Genomic DNA, 20,020 nt, shown 5'->3' with positions numbered 1-20,020 from the left:
TTTTTGCCACCGAGGTGGCTGATATCGTCTTGTGAGTGCCCACACAGATTGTCTGATAAATTGTTAAAGAGCGTACGTTGCGAGAATTAACTCAGCAACGTGGGAGGCAGATAATACTCCTTCTCCCTGAAGAGTCAACCATTTTCTTTTACAAGATGCGGCGCTTTCACCGGGTTGATTCTTCCTGACTGGGCGACTTGGTTCTCGTTAGAGGAGTCGTTGTTCCCGGTCAGTGGAGGCGCATTATAGAGAGTTCTCAGAAGGCCGCAACCCTTAATTTCAAAAAACTTTCCGAATGCTTTCTTTTTGTCCTAAACGTCTATTAAGCCCGCATTAGTGCGATTTTTTAAACGATAACTGCCCAAAATCTTCAGCGAATTTAGCCACCTGTTGCCAGTCAGTGTATTCAACTTCTTTACTCGTATCCGTTTCGCCGCCTGTCATTCGCATAATCAGTTTGATCATCACCTTATCAAACCAGCGATAACGCGGATAACGTAATGCTCCGGCGAAGACACCGCAGATTGCCGGTTCCCACGGTGACGTCAGCAGGAACTTGCGCACATAGGCATTCGTCTGCGGCGTTCTCTTCTCCGGCTTACGGGCTGTCAGGTTCACGCCGAAAAATGCAGAAGGCATTTGATTCAGCGTTTTCGAATGCGTCTTAACGAACTTATCCAGCACAGCATTAAAATGACCGTAGCGAATGGACGCGCCGATCATGACCTGGTCGTAATGCTTTAAATCAACGTGGCCCGCGTGAGCCAGATCGACAACATCACAGTTGCACTTCTCTTTCAGCTCATTTGCTATAAAGGAAGCGATGGCATGAGTCTGGCCGTCACGGCTTGAGTAGAGGATCAACGCTTTCATTCTTATTCCCTTTCAAAAAACTCATTCGCGCCAGAATGTCGGCGTAAACAGCACTAATAATGTGAAGACCTCAAGGCGGCCAAAGAGCATCGTGACAATCAGGATCCATTTCGCCACGGAATTCATTGATGCGAAGTTATCTGCCACGACGCCCAGCCCCGGCCCCAGGTTATTGAGCGTGGCCGTGACTGCGGCAAAAGCGGAGAAGTTATCCACGCCCGTCGCCACTATTGCCAGCATGCTGACAATAAATACCAGCGCGTAAGCCGAGAAGAAACCCCATACTGCTTCAATAATACGTTCCGGTAATGCGCGGTTACCCAGCTTGATGGTGTAAACCGCATTCGGGTGAACCAGTCTTTTCAGTTCCCGCGTGCCTTGTAAATAGAGCAGCAGGATACGGATAACCTTCAGGCCGCCGCCGGTCGAACCCGCACAGCCACCAATAAACGCAGAACACAATAATAGAAGAGGCAGGAACAGCGGCCACTTGGAAATGCTGTCGGTGGTATACCCTGCCGTCGTTGCCATCGACACCACCTGGAAGAATGCCTGATTCAGCGTTTCCAGTCCTGAGCCGTAGGTATTATGGATCCACAAAATAAACGTACAGATCACTACCAGCGTAAATTGCACGCCGATGAACATCCGGAATTCCGGGTCACGCCAGTAGACTTTCAGGTTGCGTCCGCTCAGCACAGCAAAGTGGAGGCCATAGTTACAACCGGAGATAAGCAGGAAAACGGCGACAATCGTATTAATGGTGCCACTGTGGAAATAACCGATACTGGCGTCGTGCGTCGAGAAACCACCGATAGCAATGGTTGAAAAGCTATGTCCGATGGCATCGAAAACCGACATCCCCGCGCCCCAGAGTGACAGCGCACAGGCAATCGTCAGCAGCACATAGATAAGCCACAGCGTTTTGGCCGTCTCAGCAATTCGCGGGCGCATTTTGTTATCTTTCAACGGCCCCGGCATTTCGGCACGATACAACTGCATCCCCCCGACGCCCAGTATCGGCAGAATCGCCACCGCCAGCACAATGATCCCCATGCCGCCAAACCATTGCAGCATCTGCCGGTAGAAAAGGATCGCTTTCGGCAGGGAATCCAGTCCGACCAGCGTGGTCGCGCCCGTCGTTGTCAGACCTGAAAAGGATTCGAAGAACGCATCCGTCAGGGAAAGATTGGGTCGCTCGGAGAACAGAAACGGCAATGCCCCGACGCTGCCCAGCACCGTCCAGAAGAGCACGACAATCAGGAATCCTTCGCGCGGCTTCAGCTCGCTTTTTTGCTTACGGTTGGGCAGCCAGAGGAATAACCCAATGGCCAGAGCAACAAAGAAGGTCTGGCTGAACGCACGACCCGCGCCATCGCGGTAAATTAAAGCGACCAGGCCGGGAATAATCATCGTTCCGGAGAAAAGGATGACGAGCACCCCGACGATGCGTGTTATGGCACGAAAATGCATGCTGGTGCGTTCCTCAGCGAATTAACCATAGAAAAATTTAAGAAACCGGACGCAAGATGAGCGCGCCACGGCTGATATCGAAAAGCTGACTGATTGCGGCCTGCGCCTGTGCGGCAGGCAAAGCCAGAACGAGATCGACCGAAGCCCCGTATTCACTGCGTAAAATATGCCCGCCAACCTGCGAGAGCAGCGTTTCCACCAGCTGTAACTGGCTGTAATCACACTGCACCGCGAATTCCGCCAGAGGGACTTTTTGCTGCACCACCAGCAGCTTTAATGCCTGCTGGACGCCGCCACCGTAGGCTTTCCCCAGCCCGCCGGTGCCCAGCATAATGCCGCCGTAATAACGCACAACGACGGCGGTTATTTCTCCCACCCCGCTTCCCATCAGCTGGCTGAGGATAGGTTTGCCCGCTGTGCCTGCAGGTTCACCATCATCGGAAAAGCCCAGTTGCTGAGAATCATCCGGCGCGCCAGCCACAAATGCCCAGCAGTGATGACGCGCTGCCGGATGTTGATTTCTGACGTCCTGAACAAAAGCTTTCGCCGCCTCAACGCCTTCCGTTCTTGCCAGCAAGGTGATGAAACGGCTCTTCTTTATTTCTTCGCTGTAACTGACCGGTTCAGCGGGGACGGAATACGGCTGCATCAGGCCAGCTTCAGATCACGGGTCATGTTCTCGATACGATTGTCATGAATGACAATATTGTCTTCGATACGGATCCCGCCAAATGGCTTCATTGCATTAATACGATCCCAGGCAAAGTGCTTACTGAATTGCCCTTCGCGCCACGGCATAAGCAGCGAATCAATGAAATAGAGGCCCGGTTCGATGGTCAGAACCATTCGTGGTTCAATCACACGCGTACAACGCAGATAGGGATATTGCGAAGGCGCGGCCAGATGCGTGCCCTGATCATCTTGCATAAAACCGGCAACGTCATGAACCTGCAACCCCAGCGGATGCCCCAGACCATGCGGCAGGAAAGGCCCGGTCAGGTTCTGTTCAACCATCGCGTCTTCGCTGATATCGACCACCAGCTTGTGCGCTTTCAGCAGTTTGGCGATGCGATGGTGCATCTGAACATGATAGTCGGTATAGCGCACACCGGATTTAATCGAATCAATTAACGCCAGTTGTTCGGTGTTCAGATCTTTAACCAATGCGCCAAAATCGCTGTCAGGTTTTCCAGCATAGGTACGCGTCAGGTCAGCGGCATAACCGTTATATTCTGCGCCCGCATCAAGCAGAAAACTGCGCATTTCGGCCGGAGGCTGGTTATCAAGCGTGGTGTAATGCAGCACGGAAGCGTGTTCATTGAGCGCCACGATGTTGTCGTAAGGCACATCAGTGTCGCGGTGACCGGTCGCGGTGAGATACGCGAGATTGATATCAAACTCACTCATCCCCGACAGAAACGCTTCTTTCGCAGCACGGTGACCGCTTACGGCGACTTTCTGCGCTTCACGCATACAGGCCAGCTCGTAATCAGTTTTGTAGGCGCGATGATAATGCAGGTAATCCAGCACCGTTTTCGGGTTCACGTTCGACGCCGGAACGCCCATGCTGATGGCGCGATCCTGGCTGGAGCCGATATAGCCCACGCGCTTCAGATCCACCGGCAACTGGCCTTTAATATCGTCCGCATTTGCCAGCGGCGTCAGCGAAATTTCTTTGGTCCAGAAACTCTCAGGCAATGGCTCATGGCTGTGCCAGTAATCCACCGGCGAATAGAACCACAGCTTCGGCGCATTAACGCCATCCACCCACAGCCAGCAGTTCGGCACTTTAGTGACCGGCACCCAGGCTTTGAATTGCGGGTTAACTTTGAAGGGATAACTGTGATCATCAAGGAAGGTCGTTATCAGTTCACCGGAGTGAATGAGTAACGCATCAAGCTGAGAACGTTGCAAAATTTCACGGGCACGCGCCTGCAGCGTGGCGATATGTTCTTTATAAAGCGTAGTAAGCGATTCCATCCAACTGTCCTTTTTTCACCGGAAAGACGATGCAGCATCTTACCACAGCCTCACCGTGACCATAGTCCTGGAAGGTTTGTGATCTTGCCTGCAAATAAAACACATCTCATTTGCAAATTATTAACATAAAAACCACACTCGAAAGCATCTGGTCATACCAGATCATCCCAGATGATTCAGGAGAGACACATGCTCTACCAAGGCGAAACATTACATCTGCACTGGCTTGATGGCGGTATTGCTGAGCTGGTGTTTGACGCTCCGGGCTCGGTGAACAAGCTCGATACCCAAACGGTCGCCAGCCTCGGCGAAGCCATTGCGGTACTGGAAAAACAGTCCGAGCTGAAAGGCTTGCTGCTCAGTTCAGCGAAATCCGCTTTCATTGTGGGTGCGGATATCACCGAGTTTTTATCTCTGTTTAACGCACCGGCGGAAAAACTGCACGAGTGGCTGAATTTCGCCAACAGCATTTTCAACCGCCTGGAAGATTTACCGGTCCCGACGCTTTCTGCCATCAACGGGTATGCGCTGGGCGGAGGCTGCGAATGCGTACTGGCCACCGATTTCCGTATCATTACGGCCGACGCGCGCATCGGTTTGCCGGAAACCAGCTTAGGCATTATGCCGGGCTTTGGCGGCTCGGTGCGCCTTCCGCGCCTGATTGGTACAGACAGCGCGCTGGAAATTATCGCCGCAGGCAAAAATATCAGCGGCAAAGATGCCCTGAAAATCGGGCTGGTGGATGCGGTCGTTGATGCAGAAAAACTGCGCGATGCCGGTATCAGCGTGCTGCAACAAGCCATCGCGGGGAAACTGGAATGGCACAGCCGCCGCGAACCGAAAATTCAGCCTCTGAAACTCAGCAAGATTGAAGCGGCGATGAGCTTCAGCGTGGCGAAAAGCATGGTCATGCAAAATGCCGGGAAGCATTACCCGGCACCGATGACCGCGGTGAAAACGATCGAAGCTGCTGCGCGCCTTGGCCGTGAAGAAGCGCTTAAGCTGGAAACCGCCAGTTTTGTTCCACTCGCGCAATCTAAAGAAGCACGCGCACTGGTCAGCATTTTCCTTAACGATCAGTTCGTAAAAGGCAAAGCCAAAAAACTGGCGCAGGACAGCGAAAAACCGGCGCAGGCTGCCGTTCTCGGCGCGGGGATTATGGGCGGCGGTATCGCTTATCAGTCTGCGCTGAAAGGCGTGCCTGTCGTGATGAAAGACATCAGCGAACAGTCCCTGACGCTCGGCATGAATGAAGCGGCTAAACTGCTGAATAAACAACTGGAACGCGGCAAGCTGGACGGCATGAAGATGGCAAAAGTGCTGTCGACCATTCATCCGACGCTGGATTACAGCGGCATCGAACGCGCCAATGTGGTGGTCGAAGCTGTGGTAGAGAATCCAAAAGTGAAAGCGGCGGTACTGGCTGAAGCGGAATCTCTGCTGAGCGCCGACACCGTTCTGGCCTCGAATACCTCAACCATTCCTATCGATCAGCTGGCGTCCTCGCTGAAACGTCCGGAAAACTTCTGCGGTATGCACTTCTTCAATCCGGTTCACCGTATGCCGCTGGTTGAAATCGTACGTGGCGAGAAAACCTCGGACAAAACAATTTCGCGCATCGTCTCTTACGCGCTGGCGATGGGCAAAACACCGATCGTGGTCAACGACTGCCCGGGGTTCTTTGTTAACCGCGTGCTGTTCCCGTATTTATCGGGCTTCAGCCTGCTGCTGCGCGACGGTGCGGATTTCCGCCAGATCGACAAAGTGATGGAAAAACAGTTCGGCTGGCCGATGGGCCCGGCCTATTTGCTGGATGTCGTGGGCATCGATACCGCGCACCACGCGCAGGCCGTTATGGCCGCCGGTTTCCCGCAGCGTATGGCACGCAATTACCGTGACGCCGTGGACGTCTTATTTGACAACCGCCGCTTTGGTCAGAAAAACCAACTGGGCTTTTACCGTTACAGCCAGGACAGCAAAGGCAAGCCGCGTAAAGACGTCGACGATCAGGCGATCAGCCTGTTAGCTGAAAACCTGAAACCTGCACATTCCGATTTCTCACCGCAGGACATCATTGCCCGCATGATGATACCGATGATTAACGAAGTCGTTCGATGCCTGGAAGAAGGCATTATCGCCAGCCCGGCAGAAGCCGATATGGCACTGGTTTACGGCCTCGGATTCCCTCCGTTCCACGGTGGCCCGTTCCGTTATCTCGATACCCTCGGCACCGCCGAATATCTGAAAATGACCGAACAGTACGCACATCTGGGGCCGATGTATCAGGCACCAGAAGGGTTACGCGCCAAAGCGCAAACCAATGAAAGTTACTATCCGGTTGCAGCTCCGCTGGAAAATCTCAGCACCGGCAATCAGGCATAAGGACCGAAATCATGGAAAACGTAGTCATTGTTGATGCAGTCCGCACGCCGATGGGTCGTTCGAAAGGCGGCGCATTCCGCCAGGTCAGGGCTGAAGACTTATCGGCACATCTGATGCGCGCCCTGCTGGTACGCAACCCGTCGGTCGATGCCAAATCGATTGATGATATTTACTGGGGCTGCGTACAGCAGACGCTGGAACAGGGCTTCAATATTGCCCGTAACGCCGCCCTGCTGGCAGAAATTCCACACAGCGTTCCTGCGACCACGGTCAACCGTCTGTGCGGTTCTTCCATGCAGGCTCTTCACGACGCGGCCCGCGCTATTATGGTCGGCGACGCACAAGTCAGTCTGATTGGCGGCGTGGAACATATGGGCCACGTCCCGATGAGTCACGGCGTGGATTTCCATCCGGGCCTGAGCAAAACCGTGGCGAAAGCGGCGGGGATGATGGGGCTGACCGCAGAAATGCTGGCGAAGATGCATCAGATCAGCCGTGAAATGCAGGATGAATTTGCCGCACGTTCTCATCAGCGTGCACATGCCGCCACGGTCGCCGGTCATTTCGCCAATGAAATTGTTCCGACCGAAGGCCATAACGCCGAAGGGGTGCTGACCCGTTATGATTTCGACGAGGTCATCCGCCCGGAAACCACGGTCGCCACGCTGGCAGCCCTTCGTCCGGCATTCGATCCGGTGAACGGCACCGTCACGGCGGGGACTTCTTCTGCCCTGTCCGATGGTGCATCAGCGATGCTGCTGATGAGCGAATCCCATGCCAAATCTTTAGGACTGAAAGCCCGCGCCCGCATCCGTGCAATGGCGGTGGTCGGCTGCGACCCGTCGATTATGGGTTACGGTCCGGTCCCTGCAACGCGTCTGGCGTTGAAACGCGCCGGTCTGAGCGTGCAGGACATCGGCCTGTTCGAACTCAACGAAGCCTTTGCCGCGCAGGCGTTGCCGTGCGTAAAAGACTTGGGGTTGCTCGAAACGATGGAAGAACGCGTCAACCTGAACGGCGGTGCTATTGCGCTCGGACATCCGCTCGGTTGCTCCGGTTCGCGTATTTCCACGACTTTGCTGAACCTGATGGAACGTCGCGATGTGCAGTTTGGCGTCGCCACCATGTGTATCGGTTTAGGTCAGGGTATCGCCACCGTCTTCGAACGCATCTGACGTAAGTCTGTAAAAAAGAAAAAGCGGGCTAAATGCCCGCTTTTTAAATCTTGTTCTTCCCGTTTTAGTTGCCGTTTTCCCGCCTGTCAGGGGCGGGCTTTTTCATCTCTATCTCTAAATCTCAATCAGATGAAAGAGAAGGCATCGCCAAACAGACGGTCTTCCTGCGCACCGCGCTCCGCAACAAAACGTTCACGGGCAATTTTTGCCATTTCAAAACGACCGGCGATATAAATATCGTGCTCAGACAGTGATGAGAAATCTTCCATCACCGCACTCAGCACCGTTCCGCTTCTACCCTGCCAGCCCTCTTCCGGCTGTTCAACCACCGGGATTACTTTCAGGTTAGGATGGTTAATGCTCATCGCTTCCAGCTCGCCGAGATCATACAGATGCTTCAGCTCACGCCCGCCCCAGTAAATGGAGATATCACGGTGCGGTTGCTGCTCAAGTGCGGTAATAAGAATCGAACGGACGTAGGAGAATCCGGTCCCCCCGGCAATCAGCACCAGCGGACGCTCGCCATCTTCGCGCAACCAGGCGTCGCCGTGGGGAATATCCACAGTAATCGCCTGTTCTTTCAGAATGCGATCCATCACTGCCATCGCGTACAAATTCAGCTCAGACGCGCCGATGTGCAGCTCAATGACGTTGTTTTCAGCAGGCGTCGAGGCCAGAGAGAACGGACGCTTATCACGCTCGTCCATCACCACCATCAGATACTGGCCCGCGCGGAAAGTAAAAGGCGCTTCCGGAACCAGCCGGACACGGTAAACCGTATCCGTTATCGCCTCAACCGAGGTCACTTTACAGCTCAATATTGTCATGCGTTCCCTCTGTGGGTCATCAAAGCAAAGCGTAGGACAAAGATTCGATTATTTTTTCGCATCGTCTTTATCATTAAGAATAGCGAGTTCTTCCCAGATGGCGTCGATACGCGCGGTGACTTCCGGATCTTTCACAATCGGACGCCCCCATTCACGCTGCGTTTCACCCGGCCATTTGTTTGTCGCATCCATCCCCATTTTTGAGCCAAGTCCCGAAACCGGAGAGGCAAAATCGAGATAATCGATGGGCGTATTTTCCACCAGTACGGTATCGCGCGCAGGATCCATCCGGGTAGTTATCGCCCAAATCACGTCATTCCAGTCGCGGGCATTCACGTCGTCATCACACACAATCACAAACTTGGTGTACATGAACTGACGCAGGAAGGACCAGACTCCCATCATGACGCGTTTCGCATGACCGGCGTACTGCTTCTTCATGGTAACGACCGCCAGACGGTAGGAGCAACCCTCCGGTGGGAGATAAAAATCAACAATTTCCGGGAATTGTTTCTTCAAAATCGGCACAAACACTTCATTGAGTGCGACGCCCAGCACCGCAGGTTCATCCGGCGGACGGCCTGTGTAGGTGGAGTGATAAATAGCGTCTTTACGCTGCGTCATGTGCGTAATCGTGAAAACAGGGAAACTGTCTACTTCATTATAGTAGCCGGTATGGTCGCCATAAGGGCCTTCGGGCGCCATTTCACCCGGTTCGATATACCCTTCCAGCACGATTTCGGCGCTGGCCGGGACTTCCAGATCGTTGGAAATGCACTTCACAACTTCGGTTTTATTGCCGCGCAGCAAACCTGCGAAAGCATATTCAGACAGAGTGTCCGGCACCGGCGTCACCGCACCAAGAATGGTGGCCGGATCCGCGCCGAGCGCGACACTCACCGGGAAGCGTTTTCCCGGATTCTGCTGGCACCATTCCTGATAATCCAGCGCGCCACCGCGATGCGATAACCAGCGCATAATCACTTTGTTTTTGCCCAGAACCTGCTGGCGATAAATGCCGAGATTCTGGCGCGGTTTGTTCGGGCCACGGGTTACGGTCAGGCCCCAGGTGATGAGTGGCGCCGCATCTTCCGGCCAACACTGCATCACCGGGATCTTCGTGATATCAACCGCGTCGCCTTCCCAAATCTGCTGCTGACAAGGTGCGGAATGCAGCACTTTGGTCGGCATATTCAGCACCTGTTTAAACTTGGGTGCCTTATCGTATAAATCGCGGAAACCCCGCGGAGGCTCAGGCTCTTTCAGAAACGCCAGCAATTCACCCACTTCACGCAGCGCGCTGACGTCTTCTTTCCCCATACCCATCGCCACACGCTGCGGCGTGCCGAACAAATTGCACAGCACGGGCATGTCATAACCTTTCGGATTTTCAAACAGCAACGCCGGACCACCTGCCCGCAAAGTGCGATCGGCAATTTCGGTCATTTCCAGATAAGGGTCAACAGACTGGCTGATGCGTTTCAGTTGGCCTCTCTTTTCAAGTAACGAGAGGAAGTCACGTAAATCACGGTATTTCATGCTGATTCTGAGTCGCCGGGTTGAAGGAGGGCATTATAGAGCCTCTCCGGTGTTGTTGCTGTCTTTTTGTTATCAGCAGGTAAACACTGATAACGAAAAAGCAGTATAACCGCCAGACTTAAACGCTGCAGGTCTGGCGATGCGGATGTGACTGAGCAACAGCGTTACTGACAGTTAAAAGGCACCAGCGGCTGTATGGCCTGAGTATCCTGATATTCCTGCGTTTCCTGCCCGTGGCGGAATACTTTGAAACCCTGCCCTTTCGCGCTGAAATAGCTCAGAGTATTGCCGGAAATCTGCAACAGGCTGCCTTCACGCAATGCCAGTACGGACTCCGACGGATTAACCGCACAGAATTCGGCAATACGCTCATCGCGCGTTTCCCCCATATGACCGCTTAAATGCGCGTCGATATAGTGCGGGTTAATCTGTACCGGGAAGAGACCCAGAGAAGGCAGAACCACAGAGTTGCGAACCGGCATATCATTGGTGGTGCGAATGCTTGGCGTGGCTACGTTACACCCCGCGCTCCAGCCGATGTAAGGCACATTACGTTCACGCACTGCACGCTGGATCGGCACAATCAGGCCATTTTCATGCAGCAACTGGTTGAGCATCCAGGTATTGCCGCCGCTGATCAAAATACATTCTGCGCTGGCAATGGCCTGGGCAGGGCTGGCGTCGTGATGAATGCTGTCTACTTTGATACCCAGCGCTTCCGAAAGCTCTTTCGCACGGGCGTCATAATCACTGCGGATCAGGGCGTAAGGAATCAAAACAGCAGAACGGATGTTTTTCGCCTGCAACATTGCCTGAATACGCTCTTTTGCATAACCCAGTAACTCGGATTCACCTGAGAGTTTACCGTTACTCAGCAAGAACAACTCCATGAGACTTCTCCTGATTAATTTAGGACGAATAGAGGGGATAAGACCGCGCTTTTCTTCGATAATAAAAGATAACGGGCCGACAATCAGCAAGCGTCTGCACTGACTTGCACTGTCTGTATCTCATGAGCGGCTTTTGGTATGCTGCCCCGCTCAACGTTTTAATGTGGGAAACTATGGAATCCTGGTACTTACTCTATTGCAAACGTGGTCAGCTGCTTCGCGCGAAAGAACATCTGGAGCGCCAGGAAGTTAACTGCCTGACACCGATGATCACATTGGAAAAAATGGTGCGCGGACGCCGTACGGCCGTCAGCGAACCTATGTTTCCGAATTATATGTTCATCGAGTTCGACCCTGAGCGGATCCATACCACGACGATCAACGCGACGCGTGGCGTCAGTCACTTCATCCGATTCGGTGCAAAACTGGCGACGGTTCAGCCGGACGTTATCAAACAGCTGATGGAACCGCCTTCGGTTGAATACCGCGACCCCGAGACGCCGTATGAAGGCGACCATGTCGTGATTACTGACGGGATTTTCACCGGTATCGAAGCCATATATACCGAACCCGATGGCGAAGCGCGTTCACTGCTGATGCTGAACCTGATAAACCAGCCGGTCCGCCAGAGCATCGGAAATACGCATTTTCAGAAAATCTGATTTGCGTTCTTTGCCGTCCGGATAAAAAAGCACCGGTAGCCGGTGCTTTTTTATTTCAGGGGCATTATTTCAACGCATCAATTTCAACGTACGGGCAGCGAAAAAAGCTTACGCGCATTTTCATCCGTGATATCTGCCAGCCATTGCGGGTCTTCATCCCGCCATATCGCCACCTGATTCACAATATGCGGCAGGAAAGCCGGTTCGTTACGGCGATTCTTCGGCTTATTTTCCATATCACGCGGCAAGAGATAAGGTGCATCAGTTTCCAGCATCAGCCGGTCAGCAGGGATCAGTGGCAGCATTTCGCGCAGTTCCAGCCCGCGACGTTCATCGCACACCCAGCCGGTAATACCAATCGATAACCCGAGAGCCAGATAAAGTTCCAGCTCTTCGCGCGTACCGGTAAAACAGTGGACTACGCCGCCCGGCAAATCCGGTAGCCAGGGTTTGATCAACGCGGCAAACCGCTCTCCGGCATCACGGCAGTGCAAAAATACCGGCAACTGCAACTCTTTCGCCAGCGACAGTTGCGCGGTAAACGCCGCTTCCTGACTGTCTGCCGGAGAAAAGTTACGGTTGAAATCCAGCCCGCATTCGCCGATCGCGACAACCTGTGGCAATGCAGCCAGCTCACGAATACTGCGTTCAATGTCTTCGGTCCAGTCACTCGCCTGATGCGGATGCACGCCCGCCGTCGACCAGCAGAAATCCGGATATTCCATCGCCATCTTCTGCGCTTCAACGCTTTCCTGCGCGGACGTGCCGGTGATCAACATACCGCTCAGACCGGCCGTTCTGGCTCTTTCAACGACCTGCGGACGATCTTTATCAAACTGATTACTGGTGAGGTTAATACCGATTTCAAACATGAAGAGTCCCAAAACAGAAACCGCCCAACAGGGCGGTTTTTTTCATCAAAGAATATATTACGCAGGCTGATCCGGATCAGCTTCGCTATCGACATCAGCACGACGACGGCCACCTACATAGAACCGGGCAAAGAACACGCCGATCTCAAACAGCAGGTACATCGGAATGGCCAGCAGCGTCTGAGAGAAAACGTCCGGCGGCGTTAACAACATACCGACGACGAAAGCGCCGACTAACACATAAGGGCGCTTTTTCTTCAGATCTTCCGGTGTGGTTACGCCACTCCAGCACAGCAACACGATCGCAATCGGTACTTCAAAGGACACGCCAAACGCCATAAACAGCGCCATCACGAAATCGAGATAGTTGTTGATGTCGGTGGCTATCTGAACGCCAGCGGGCGCGGTTTTGGCAAAGAACGCAAACGCCAACGGGAAGACGACAAAGTACGCAAAAGCCACGCCAAGATAGAATAACGCAGAGCTTGAGAACAGCAGCGGCATCATCAGACGACGTTCATGTTTGTACAGCGCAGGCGCTACAAACGCCCAGACCTGGTACAAAATAAACGGTGCAGAAAGAAATACCGAGACAATCATCGTCAGTTTGATTGGTGTGAAGAACGGCGATGCTACGTCAGTCGCAATCATGCTCGCGCCCATCGGCATCTGTTTGATCAGCGGAGAAGCGACCAACTGGTAGATATCATTGGCAAAATAAACCAGTGCCAGGAACACCACAATAATGCAGATAATGGCATTCAGCAGACGCTTACGCAGCTCAATCAGATGGCTGATAAGTGGTTGAGTATCTTCAACAGCCATGTTTAACGCTCACCTGTTGTTTGAGTTGATGAAACCGGTTTAACCGGTACTACGGGTTCAGCAACAGGGGCATCAGCGGCGACAGGTTTCATTACCGGCGCAGAGGCAACAGAAGGCTCGTCAGCGGTTGATTCCGTTACCGAAGGGTCCGCAGAAGCGGCCAGCGTTTCAGCATGTTCTGCTGCTGCATGCGCCGTCTTATTGGAGGCCAGCGCAGCATCAACGGCACTTTGCGGTGCGGCAACAGGCGCGGAGGCTACTTTCTCAGCCGTGGCCGGAGAAATACCTGCATCATGATGCGCTTCGGCTTCATCCAGAACCGGGTTGTGTATGGTGTTGCCTTCAGCTTTGGCGTTTTCGACAGCTTTCTCCGCAGGGTTCAGCCCTGAGTTGATCGACTGCTTCATAGACTCAGCCGCTTCTTTCAGCTCATCCATAGACGCTTTGATTTCTGGCGTTAAATTCTTCAGTCCAGCTTCTTCAGCTTTTTTCAAGCTGTCCTGCAATTCCTGAAGTTTCAGTTCTTGCGAAAGCTCACTCTGAACAGAAGCCGCCATGGCACGCAGTGTGCGGATCCAGCCTGCTACTGTTCTTACTGCTACAGGTAAACGCTCCGGCCCAAGGACTACCAGGCCAATCACCAATACCAGCAGCAGTTCACTAAATCCAATATCGAACACGGCTTATACCTGCTCTTTGTTTTGGCTCTTGGTTTCATCTGCCTTGGCTGCTGGCTTGCTTTCAACAGACTTAGCGATGAAATCAGCATCAGAAGCAGAAGTGTCAGCATCTTTGTTAGTTTTCTGGCCTTCATCATCGCTCATGGCTTTTTTAAAGCCTTTGATGGAAGCACCCAGATCAGAACCCAGACCGCGCAGTTTCTTAGTACCGAACAGCAGTACCACGAGTACAACGAGAATCAGGATTTTTGTAATACTAATACCACCCATTATTTTCACCTCAAACAGGAAGGAACGACGTTCATTGCCGTTCGCAAACGGCATTCAATTTAACGCAAAGTATTCAACTGGCGCGCTTCCATCCAATCAACCAGGAAATTGCACCCGCAATCATCAGGCATGCCGGATAAACCTTAACATCGCCCAACAGTAAAAGAGTTCCGCTCAACAGCAGCGTCGCACCAATCCCCAGAAGATAACGAGACTGCCCCTGACGGGAACTCTGGTTATGGATCTGGGAGGAAAGCTTCTCAATGTTGTATTGCAACAACTTATGCTGATGCAGGCTCTGGTAAACCAGATCCGGCAACTCAGGCATTTTCTCCAGCCAGAACGGCGCACGCTCTTTCAATGCACGGATCATTGCCGGCAACCCGACCTGATCGCGCACCCAACTTTCGAGGAAAGGTTTCGCTGTGGTCCACAAATCGAGTTGAGGATAAAGCTGACGTCCGAGACCTTCTACGTACAGCAACGTTTTTTGCAGCAACACGAGCTGAGGCTGAACTTCCATATTAAAACGGCGGGCCGTATTAAACAGATTCAGCAGCACGTTACCAAAAGAAATTTCTGCCAGCGGTTTCTCAAAAATCGGTTCGCAAACCGTACGGATAGCGAATTCGAACTCTTCGACGTTGGTATCGCGGGGAACCCAGCCGGAATCGACATGTAATTCAGCCACTTTACGATAATCACGGTTAAAGAAAGCGATGAAATTCTCCGCAAGATACCGTTTGTCTTCCTTGTTGAGCGAACCCACTATGCCGCAATCGATCCCTATGTAGCAAGGGTCTTCGGGCGTTTCATAGCTCACGAAAATATTGCCCGGATGCATATCGGCATGGAAGAAACTGTCGCGGAAAACCTGAGTGAAGAAAACCTGCACGCCGCGTTCGGCCAGCAGTTTCATATTGGTGCCCTGTTTCTTCAGCGCTTCAATATCAGAAACCGGGATACCGTAAATACGCTCCATCACCATCAGACGTTCGCTACAGTAATCCGGGTAAACCTCAGGCACATACAACATCGGGCTGCCTTCGAAATTACGGCGCAGCTGAATAGCATTCGCCGCTTCACGCAGTAAATTCAGTTCATCGAGCAGCGTTTTTTCATATTCGCGTACCACCTCACGGGGGCGCAAACGGCGACCATCGGGCAACAGAATCGGTAACCAGCCAGCCAGACGTGACATAAGACGGATATCCGCCACGATAGTCGGCAAAATATCCGGACGGATCACTTTCAGAACCACCGGCTTACCGTTTTCTTTCAAAATGGCAGTATGAACCTGAGCAATCGAGGCAGAAGCCAGCGGCGTCTGGTCGAACTCATCAAACCAGGTTTCCACCGGACCACCGAGCGCCACTTCAATTTGCTGACGCGCTTTTGCGCCATCAAAAGGCGGAACGTGGTCCTGAAGCAAAGCAAGCTGATCGGCAATCTGAGGAGGGAAAAGGTCACGGCGCGTTGACATCATCTGCCCGAACTTGATCCATACCGGCCCCAGTTCTTCCAGCGCCATACGCATACGCTCGCCCAACGGCTTTTCTTTATGACGATTAGGCAACCAGAAAAAAAGATAACGACCAATGCGCAGCGGCAGCGTTAAGCGGATTTTAGGGATGAGTTCGTCAAGGCCATAGATCAGAAACATGCGGATGATCAGATATAAACGTCGCATTTCCCTAGGCGTCACGGTTTACCCTCCAGTTTTTCGATACGTCTATCCAGCGCATCCAGTTCCCGCACCAGTGCAGAGACTTCATCGCTAAACCAGACCACTTCCAGCGAACCGGGTGCCATTTTCCACTCTTCGGTCAGGGTTTGCGCTAAATAGCTTTGCTGGTGCTTAAGGCCTTTTTGCAGAAAACGGAAACCGCCCTGAACCGCCTGACTTAATCCCTGAGAGGCAATATCACCGATATAAGGGGCCAGGAATTCTGCGGGCTCGAATTCAGCCATATCCAGCAATGCAGAAAACTGCTGAACCACGGAAATATCACCATCGACCACCAGTTCGCCACTGCGCATCATTGGCGACAACAGCTGGCGATCGCGTAATTTTTGCAGCGATGAAATCCGTGAAGTAACGGTGCAATCGGCCACACCTTCCCATTGTCCGAGCACATCGATTTTTTGCTCGCTGAAAACAAACGTCAGCGGTGCGCTCAGTTCCTGTAGTTCAACACGTAAAACTTTGCCTGCCAGACGCGTGCGCGCCGCCTTCATGCTGCGATCTTTGAAAAGCAGAAAATTAAGCGGCGTCTCGATAGCGGCAGTCAGCAACGGCGTTAACAACATCGGCATACTCATATCAGAATTTGAAACCCCGATGCAGCGCAACAATGCCACCGGTCAGATTGTGATACGTCACATTCTCAAAACCTGCATCCGCCATCATGCCTTTCAGGGTTTCCTGATCAGGGTGCATACGGATGGATTCGGCCAGATAGCGATAACTTTCAGCGTCTTGTGCAACCAGTTCGCCAATGCGCGGCAAAATATGAAAAGAGTAGGTGTCGTAAGCTTTGCTCAGCGGTTTCAAAACCGGTTTGGAGAATTCCAGAACCAGCAGACGGCCACCCGGCTTGAGCACGCGGAACATCGAACGCAGCGCTTTTTCTTTTTCAGTCACATTACGCAGACCGAAAGAAATGGTGATGCAGTCGAAATAATTATCAGGGAAAGGCAGAGCTTCAGCGTTGGCCTGAACATAATTAACGTTGCCCACAATGCCGAGATTACGCAGCTTTTCGCGGCCCATCTTTAGCATGGAGTCGTTAATATCTGCCAGCACAACTTCGCCTTTTTCGCCCACCAGACGGGAGAACTTCGCGGTCAGATCGCCGGTGCCACCGGCCAGATCCAGCACACGCTGGCCCTGACGCACACCGCTGCAATCAATGGTGAAACGTTTCCAGATGCGATGAATGCCGAAAGACATCAGGTCATTCATCAAATCATATTTTGCCGCAACGGAATGGAAGACTTCCGCCACCATTTCCTGCTTCTCATCTTTGGCTACTGTACGAAAACCGAAATGGGTGGTTTCCTGCGTCTGCTTTTCCATTATTTATGCCTGCTTTTTCAGTCAAACTCTTGGGGAGAAGTGTACCAGAACCCGTTAGAAAGCCCCATCACCGATGGTGATTCAACATATTGCAAAGATTCACTTATTGAATCAGTCCGACCCAGTGGAAACCTTTGCCAGCTTTAATTATTCACGCGGGTTCAGCGCCTGTTCTTCTTCCGCATCAGAGATATCGGGCAGAGATGCGGTATCTTCCGGTTCATTTTCCGCTTTCGCTATCTCAGCCAGAGAGGGGCTGATAGGCCGTTTAACTTCGACCCCCAGAGCACGGAAACTTTCAACCTGCCCTATTAGATTACCACGGCCTTGCGTGAGTTTATTCATCGCGGAGCGATAACTTCCCTGCGCTTTGTCCAGGCTTTGTCCCATCGACTCCATGTCATCCACGAACAACCGCAGCTTGTCATACAAACGCGCGGCGCGATCGGCAATGCGTTTGGCGTTCTGGCTCTGATGCTCATAGCGCCATAAATTACTGATTGTACGCAAAGCCACCAGCAGCGTTGTCGGGCTGACAAGCATAATATTGTGACGCAGTGCTTCGCTGATTAATTCTGGCTCCCGGTCGATAGCCAGTAAAAAAGCGGGTTCAACGGGGATAAACATCAGGACGTAATCAAGGCTGCGCAAACCGGGAAGCTGCTGATAATCCTTACGACCCAGCAAACGGATATGGCCGCGAACGGACGCAATATGCTCATTCAGCGCCGCTTCACGCTCGCTGTCATCTTCACTGTTGAAGTAACGCTCGTAGGCCACCAGCGTCATCTTCGCGTCGATCACCACGTCTTTATTCTGCGGCAGACGCACCACCACATCGGGCTGCATTCGGCTGTTCGTATCAACCTGAACGCTGACCTGCGTCTGATATTCGTAACCTTCGCGCAGGCCGGACGCTTCCAGCACGCGGCTGAGCACCACTTCGCCCCAGTTCCCCTGCGTTTTATTATCGCCTTTCAGCGCTTTGGTGAGGTTCACCGCTTCACGTGCCATCTCAACGTTCAGCTGTTGCAGGTTACGGATTTCGTGCGCCAGCGTGTGACGTTCACGGGCTTCCTGACCAAAACTGTCCTGCACCTGACGGCGGAAACCATCAAGTTGCTCGCGCAACGGCAGCAGAAGTTTGTCCAGGCTTTGCTTGTTCTGTTCGTCGGCCCGGCGACCATTTTGTTCAAAAATACGGTTAGCCAGATTTTCAAACTGGCTGCTCAGGCGCTGTTCGCTGTTGATCAGCAGGCGCTGTTTGTCTTCTGCCGCCATGCGCGTTTCGTCCAGCCGGGTCGAAACCTCGCGCAACTCGGCTTCCTGAGCGCTGTTAATTTCACGCTGGGCGCGTAATTCCTGGTTCAGCTGCTCGCATTCATTTTGCCAGTGAGCCAGCAATTGCAATTTCTCCTGGCTGGCTGCCGCCGCGCTGTGCAATTTGCGCAGCTCAAGTTCCGCTTCACGCATTTGCTGCTGAACGGCTTGTCGCTCATTTTTGTGCGCGTCATTTTCCGCCTTCACTTGCTCCAGCGAATGCTCCAGCAACCGGCGCTGTGTTTCGTACTCCGCCTGCTGCCGCTGTTGCCGCAAACTGGCGACCAGCCAGCCGAATAACAGGCCGATTAGCCCTGCGCCCAGGGCGTACAAAATACTGATATCCACGCGCATTCCTTCTTAAAATCACTTGCGGTCACGGTAATAGCAGGCTGTATGGATGTCCAGTCTATTTTCAGGGGCATGACGCCTTTGCGAGACGTCTTCCAAAAAGGAATTTCTCCCGCCCGCGCCGCTTGAAGACTTCAGCGATGCAGCGCAGGATTCAGAACCAGCGGCTCAGCCATTGGATGCCAAAAGCGCCCGGCGCCAGAATGCCGAATGCCCAGATCAGTGCGGAGGTCACGTTGGCAATCTGGAAATATTTCTTTGGCATGCCACATATCCCCGCTACCAGCGGCACTACGGCGCGCAACGGACCAAAAAAGCGGCCGATAAACGCGCCCGGCATGCCCCATTTTTCAAAGAATGCATGCCCGCGGATCAGCATTTGCGGATGGCGGGAGAACGGCCAGAAGTTGCCCACTCTGTCCTGAAAATGGTTGCCGACCCAATAAGAAATCTAGTCGCCGAAGAAAGCACCCGCCGCGGCAGCGGCCCAGATGGGCCAGAAAGGAATACCGGTTTCGCCAATCAGCGCACCCAGCCCTAATAAGATAAACGTCGCAGGAAGCAACAGGGAAAGAAATGCCAGAGACTCACCAAAAGCCAGAAAGAAGACGATGGGCGCAGCCCACACCTGATGTGCGCGAATAAAGGTCGTTGTGTAATCCAGAATGTCGTGAACAGTCAAAAAGCAGTTCCTTTTGTCAGCGGTTTTGTGCCAGCGGCTTTTTATCAGCAGTTTTTTATCAGCAGATAAATAGCCGGATTGATAAATTATTCCAGACACTTTACTAACACGACCTTAACAGATCTGATTATCGGGGCAAA

18 protein-coding genes and 1 pseudogene are annotated in these 20,020 nt (G+C 52.8%); 3 read left to right on the top strand and 16 right to left on the bottom strand.

Translation table 11 applies throughout. The features are described from left to right. Positions 1-333: 333 nt before the first annotated feature. The 4 genes from hemG to pepQ are packed head-to-tail and all read right to left on the bottom strand — an operon-like array spanning position 334 to position 4,326. Complete coding sequence (gene hemG, locus J8X26_RS17390; RefSeq protein ID WP_208951497.1) at positions 334-873, bottom strand: menaquinone-dependent protoporphyrinogen IX dehydrogenase; 540 nt, start codon at positions 871-873, stop codon at positions 334-336. Between the two features lie 21 nt (positions 874-894). Next, positions 895-2,346 carry a Trk system potassium transporter TrkH gene (gene trkH, locus J8X26_RS17385; RefSeq protein WP_101079360.1) on the bottom strand — a complete coding sequence of 484 codons (1,452 nt, stop codon included), beginning with the start codon at positions 2,344-2,346 and terminating at the stop codon, positions 895-897. A 37-nt stretch (positions 2,347-2,383) separates the two neighbouring features. Next, complete coding sequence (locus J8X26_RS17380; protein ID WP_208951496.1) at positions 2,384-2,995, bottom strand: IMPACT family protein; 612 nt, start codon at positions 2,993-2,995, stop codon at positions 2,384-2,386. After that, a complete protein-coding gene (pepQ, locus tag J8X26_RS17375) occupies positions 2,995-4,326 on the bottom strand; it encodes a Xaa-Pro dipeptidase (RefSeq protein WP_152324835.1) in 1,332 nt (443 codons plus the stop codon). Before pepQ ends, J8X26_RS17380 begins: the two co-directional genes overlap by 1 nt. 189 nt (positions 4,327-4,515) lie before the next feature. Between pepQ and fadB the strand changes: the two genes are divergently transcribed. Together fadB and fadA are read left to right on the top strand one after the other, a co-directional pair. Beyond that, on the top strand, positions 4,516-6,708 hold the full coding sequence (gene fadB / locus J8X26_RS17370) for a fatty acid oxidation complex subunit alpha FadB (RefSeq protein WP_208951495.1): 2,193 nt from the start codon (positions 4,516-4,518) through the stop codon (positions 6,706-6,708). A gap of 11 nt (positions 6,709-6,719) precedes the next feature. After that, positions 6,720-7,883 (top strand): acetyl-CoA C-acyltransferase FadA, encoded by a 1,164-nt coding sequence (gene fadA / locus J8X26_RS17365; protein ID WP_208951494.1) that lies wholly within the window; start codon positions 6,720-6,722, stop codon positions 7,881-7,883. Positions 7,884-8,008: 125 nt separating this feature from the next. Here fadA and fre read toward each other — a convergent pair whose 3' ends face one another. From fre to pepE, 3 genes are all read right to left on the bottom strand, one after another. Further along, positions 8,009-8,710 (bottom strand): NAD(P)H-flavin reductase, encoded by a 702-nt coding sequence (gene fre, locus J8X26_RS17360; protein WP_165061809.1) that lies wholly within the window; start codon positions 8,708-8,710, stop codon positions 8,009-8,011. Positions 8,711-8,758: 48 nt separating this feature from the next. Further along, positions 8,759-10,249 carry a 4-hydroxy-3-polyprenylbenzoate decarboxylase gene (ubiD, locus tag J8X26_RS17355; RefSeq protein ID WP_152324831.1) on the bottom strand — a complete coding sequence of 497 codons (1,491 nt, stop codon included), beginning with the start codon at positions 10,247-10,249 and terminating at the stop codon, positions 8,759-8,761. A gap of 164 nt (positions 10,250-10,413) precedes the next feature. Beyond that, positions 10,414-11,139, bottom strand: a complete 726-nt coding sequence (gene pepE, locus J8X26_RS17350) for a dipeptidase PepE (protein ID WP_152324830.1) — start codon at positions 11,137-11,139, stop codon at positions 10,414-10,416. A gap of 173 nt (positions 11,140-11,312) precedes the next feature. On the opposite strand from pepE, the gene rfaH reads away from it, so the two are divergent. Then, positions 11,313-11,801 (top strand): transcription/translation regulatory transformer protein RfaH, encoded by a 489-nt coding sequence (gene rfaH, locus J8X26_RS17345; protein ID WP_208951493.1) that lies wholly within the window; start codon positions 11,313-11,315, stop codon positions 11,799-11,801. An 83-nt stretch (positions 11,802-11,884) separates the two neighbouring features. Here rfaH and tatD read toward each other — a convergent pair whose 3' ends face one another. The 9 genes and pseudogenes from tatD to J8X26_RS17300 form a co-directional block, all read right to left on the bottom strand. Beyond that, positions 11,885-12,673 (bottom strand): 3'-5' ssDNA/RNA exonuclease TatD, encoded by a 789-nt coding sequence (gene tatD / locus J8X26_RS17340; protein ID WP_208951492.1) that lies wholly within the window; start codon positions 12,671-12,673, stop codon positions 11,885-11,887. 57 nt (positions 12,674-12,730) lie between these two features. Beyond that, positions 12,731-13,498 (bottom strand): Sec-independent protein translocase subunit TatC, encoded by a 768-nt coding sequence (gene tatC, locus J8X26_RS17335; RefSeq protein WP_152324827.1) that lies wholly within the window; start codon positions 13,496-13,498, stop codon positions 12,731-12,733. 2 nt (positions 13,499-13,500) lie between these two features. After that, complete coding sequence (gene tatB, locus J8X26_RS17330) at positions 13,501-14,178, bottom strand: Sec-independent protein translocase protein TatB (RefSeq protein WP_165061820.1); 678 nt, start codon at positions 14,176-14,178, stop codon at positions 13,501-13,503. A 3-nt stretch (positions 14,179-14,181) separates the two neighbouring features. Then, positions 14,182-14,448, bottom strand: coding sequence for a Sec-independent protein translocase subunit TatA (tatA, locus tag J8X26_RS17325; RefSeq protein WP_101079372.1), 267 nt, complete (start codon positions 14,446-14,448; stop codon positions 14,182-14,184). A 73-nt stretch (positions 14,449-14,521) separates the two neighbouring features. Beyond that, a complete protein-coding gene (gene ubiB, locus J8X26_RS17320; protein ID WP_152324824.1) occupies positions 14,522-16,153 on the bottom strand; it encodes a ubiquinone biosynthesis regulatory protein kinase UbiB in 1,632 nt (543 codons plus the stop codon). Beyond that, on the bottom strand, positions 16,150-16,758 hold the full coding sequence (locus J8X26_RS17315) for an SCP2 domain-containing protein (protein WP_165061961.1): 609 nt from the start codon (positions 16,756-16,758) through the stop codon (positions 16,150-16,152). The genes ubiB and J8X26_RS17315 overlap by 4 nt, the downstream gene beginning before the upstream one ends. Before the next feature lie 13 nt (positions 16,759-16,771). After that, complete coding sequence (ubiE, locus tag J8X26_RS17310) at positions 16,772-17,527, bottom strand: bifunctional demethylmenaquinone methyltransferase/2-methoxy-6-polyprenyl-1,4-benzoquinol methylase UbiE (protein WP_101079375.1); 756 nt, start codon at positions 17,525-17,527, stop codon at positions 16,772-16,774. 147 nt (positions 17,528-17,674) lie between these two features. Continuing rightward, positions 17,675-19,195, bottom strand: a complete 1,521-nt coding sequence (gene rmuC, locus J8X26_RS17305) for a DNA recombination protein RmuC (RefSeq protein WP_208951491.1) — start codon at positions 19,193-19,195, stop codon at positions 17,675-17,677. 157 nt (positions 19,196-19,352) lie between these two features. Further along, positions 19,353-19,880: pseudogene (locus J8X26_RS17300) on the bottom strand (DedA family protein). Positions 19,881-20,020 lie beyond the last annotated feature (140 nt).

It is taken from the genome of Rahnella sp. ChDrAdgB13 (assembly GCF_017655185.1).
GTDB classification, from domain to species: Bacteria; Pseudomonadota; Gammaproteobacteria; order Enterobacterales; family Enterobacteriaceae; genus Rahnella; species Rahnella contaminans.
The sequence above is the reverse complement of the archived record's forward strand: the minus strand, read 5'-3'. Positions and strand labels throughout refer to the sequence as shown.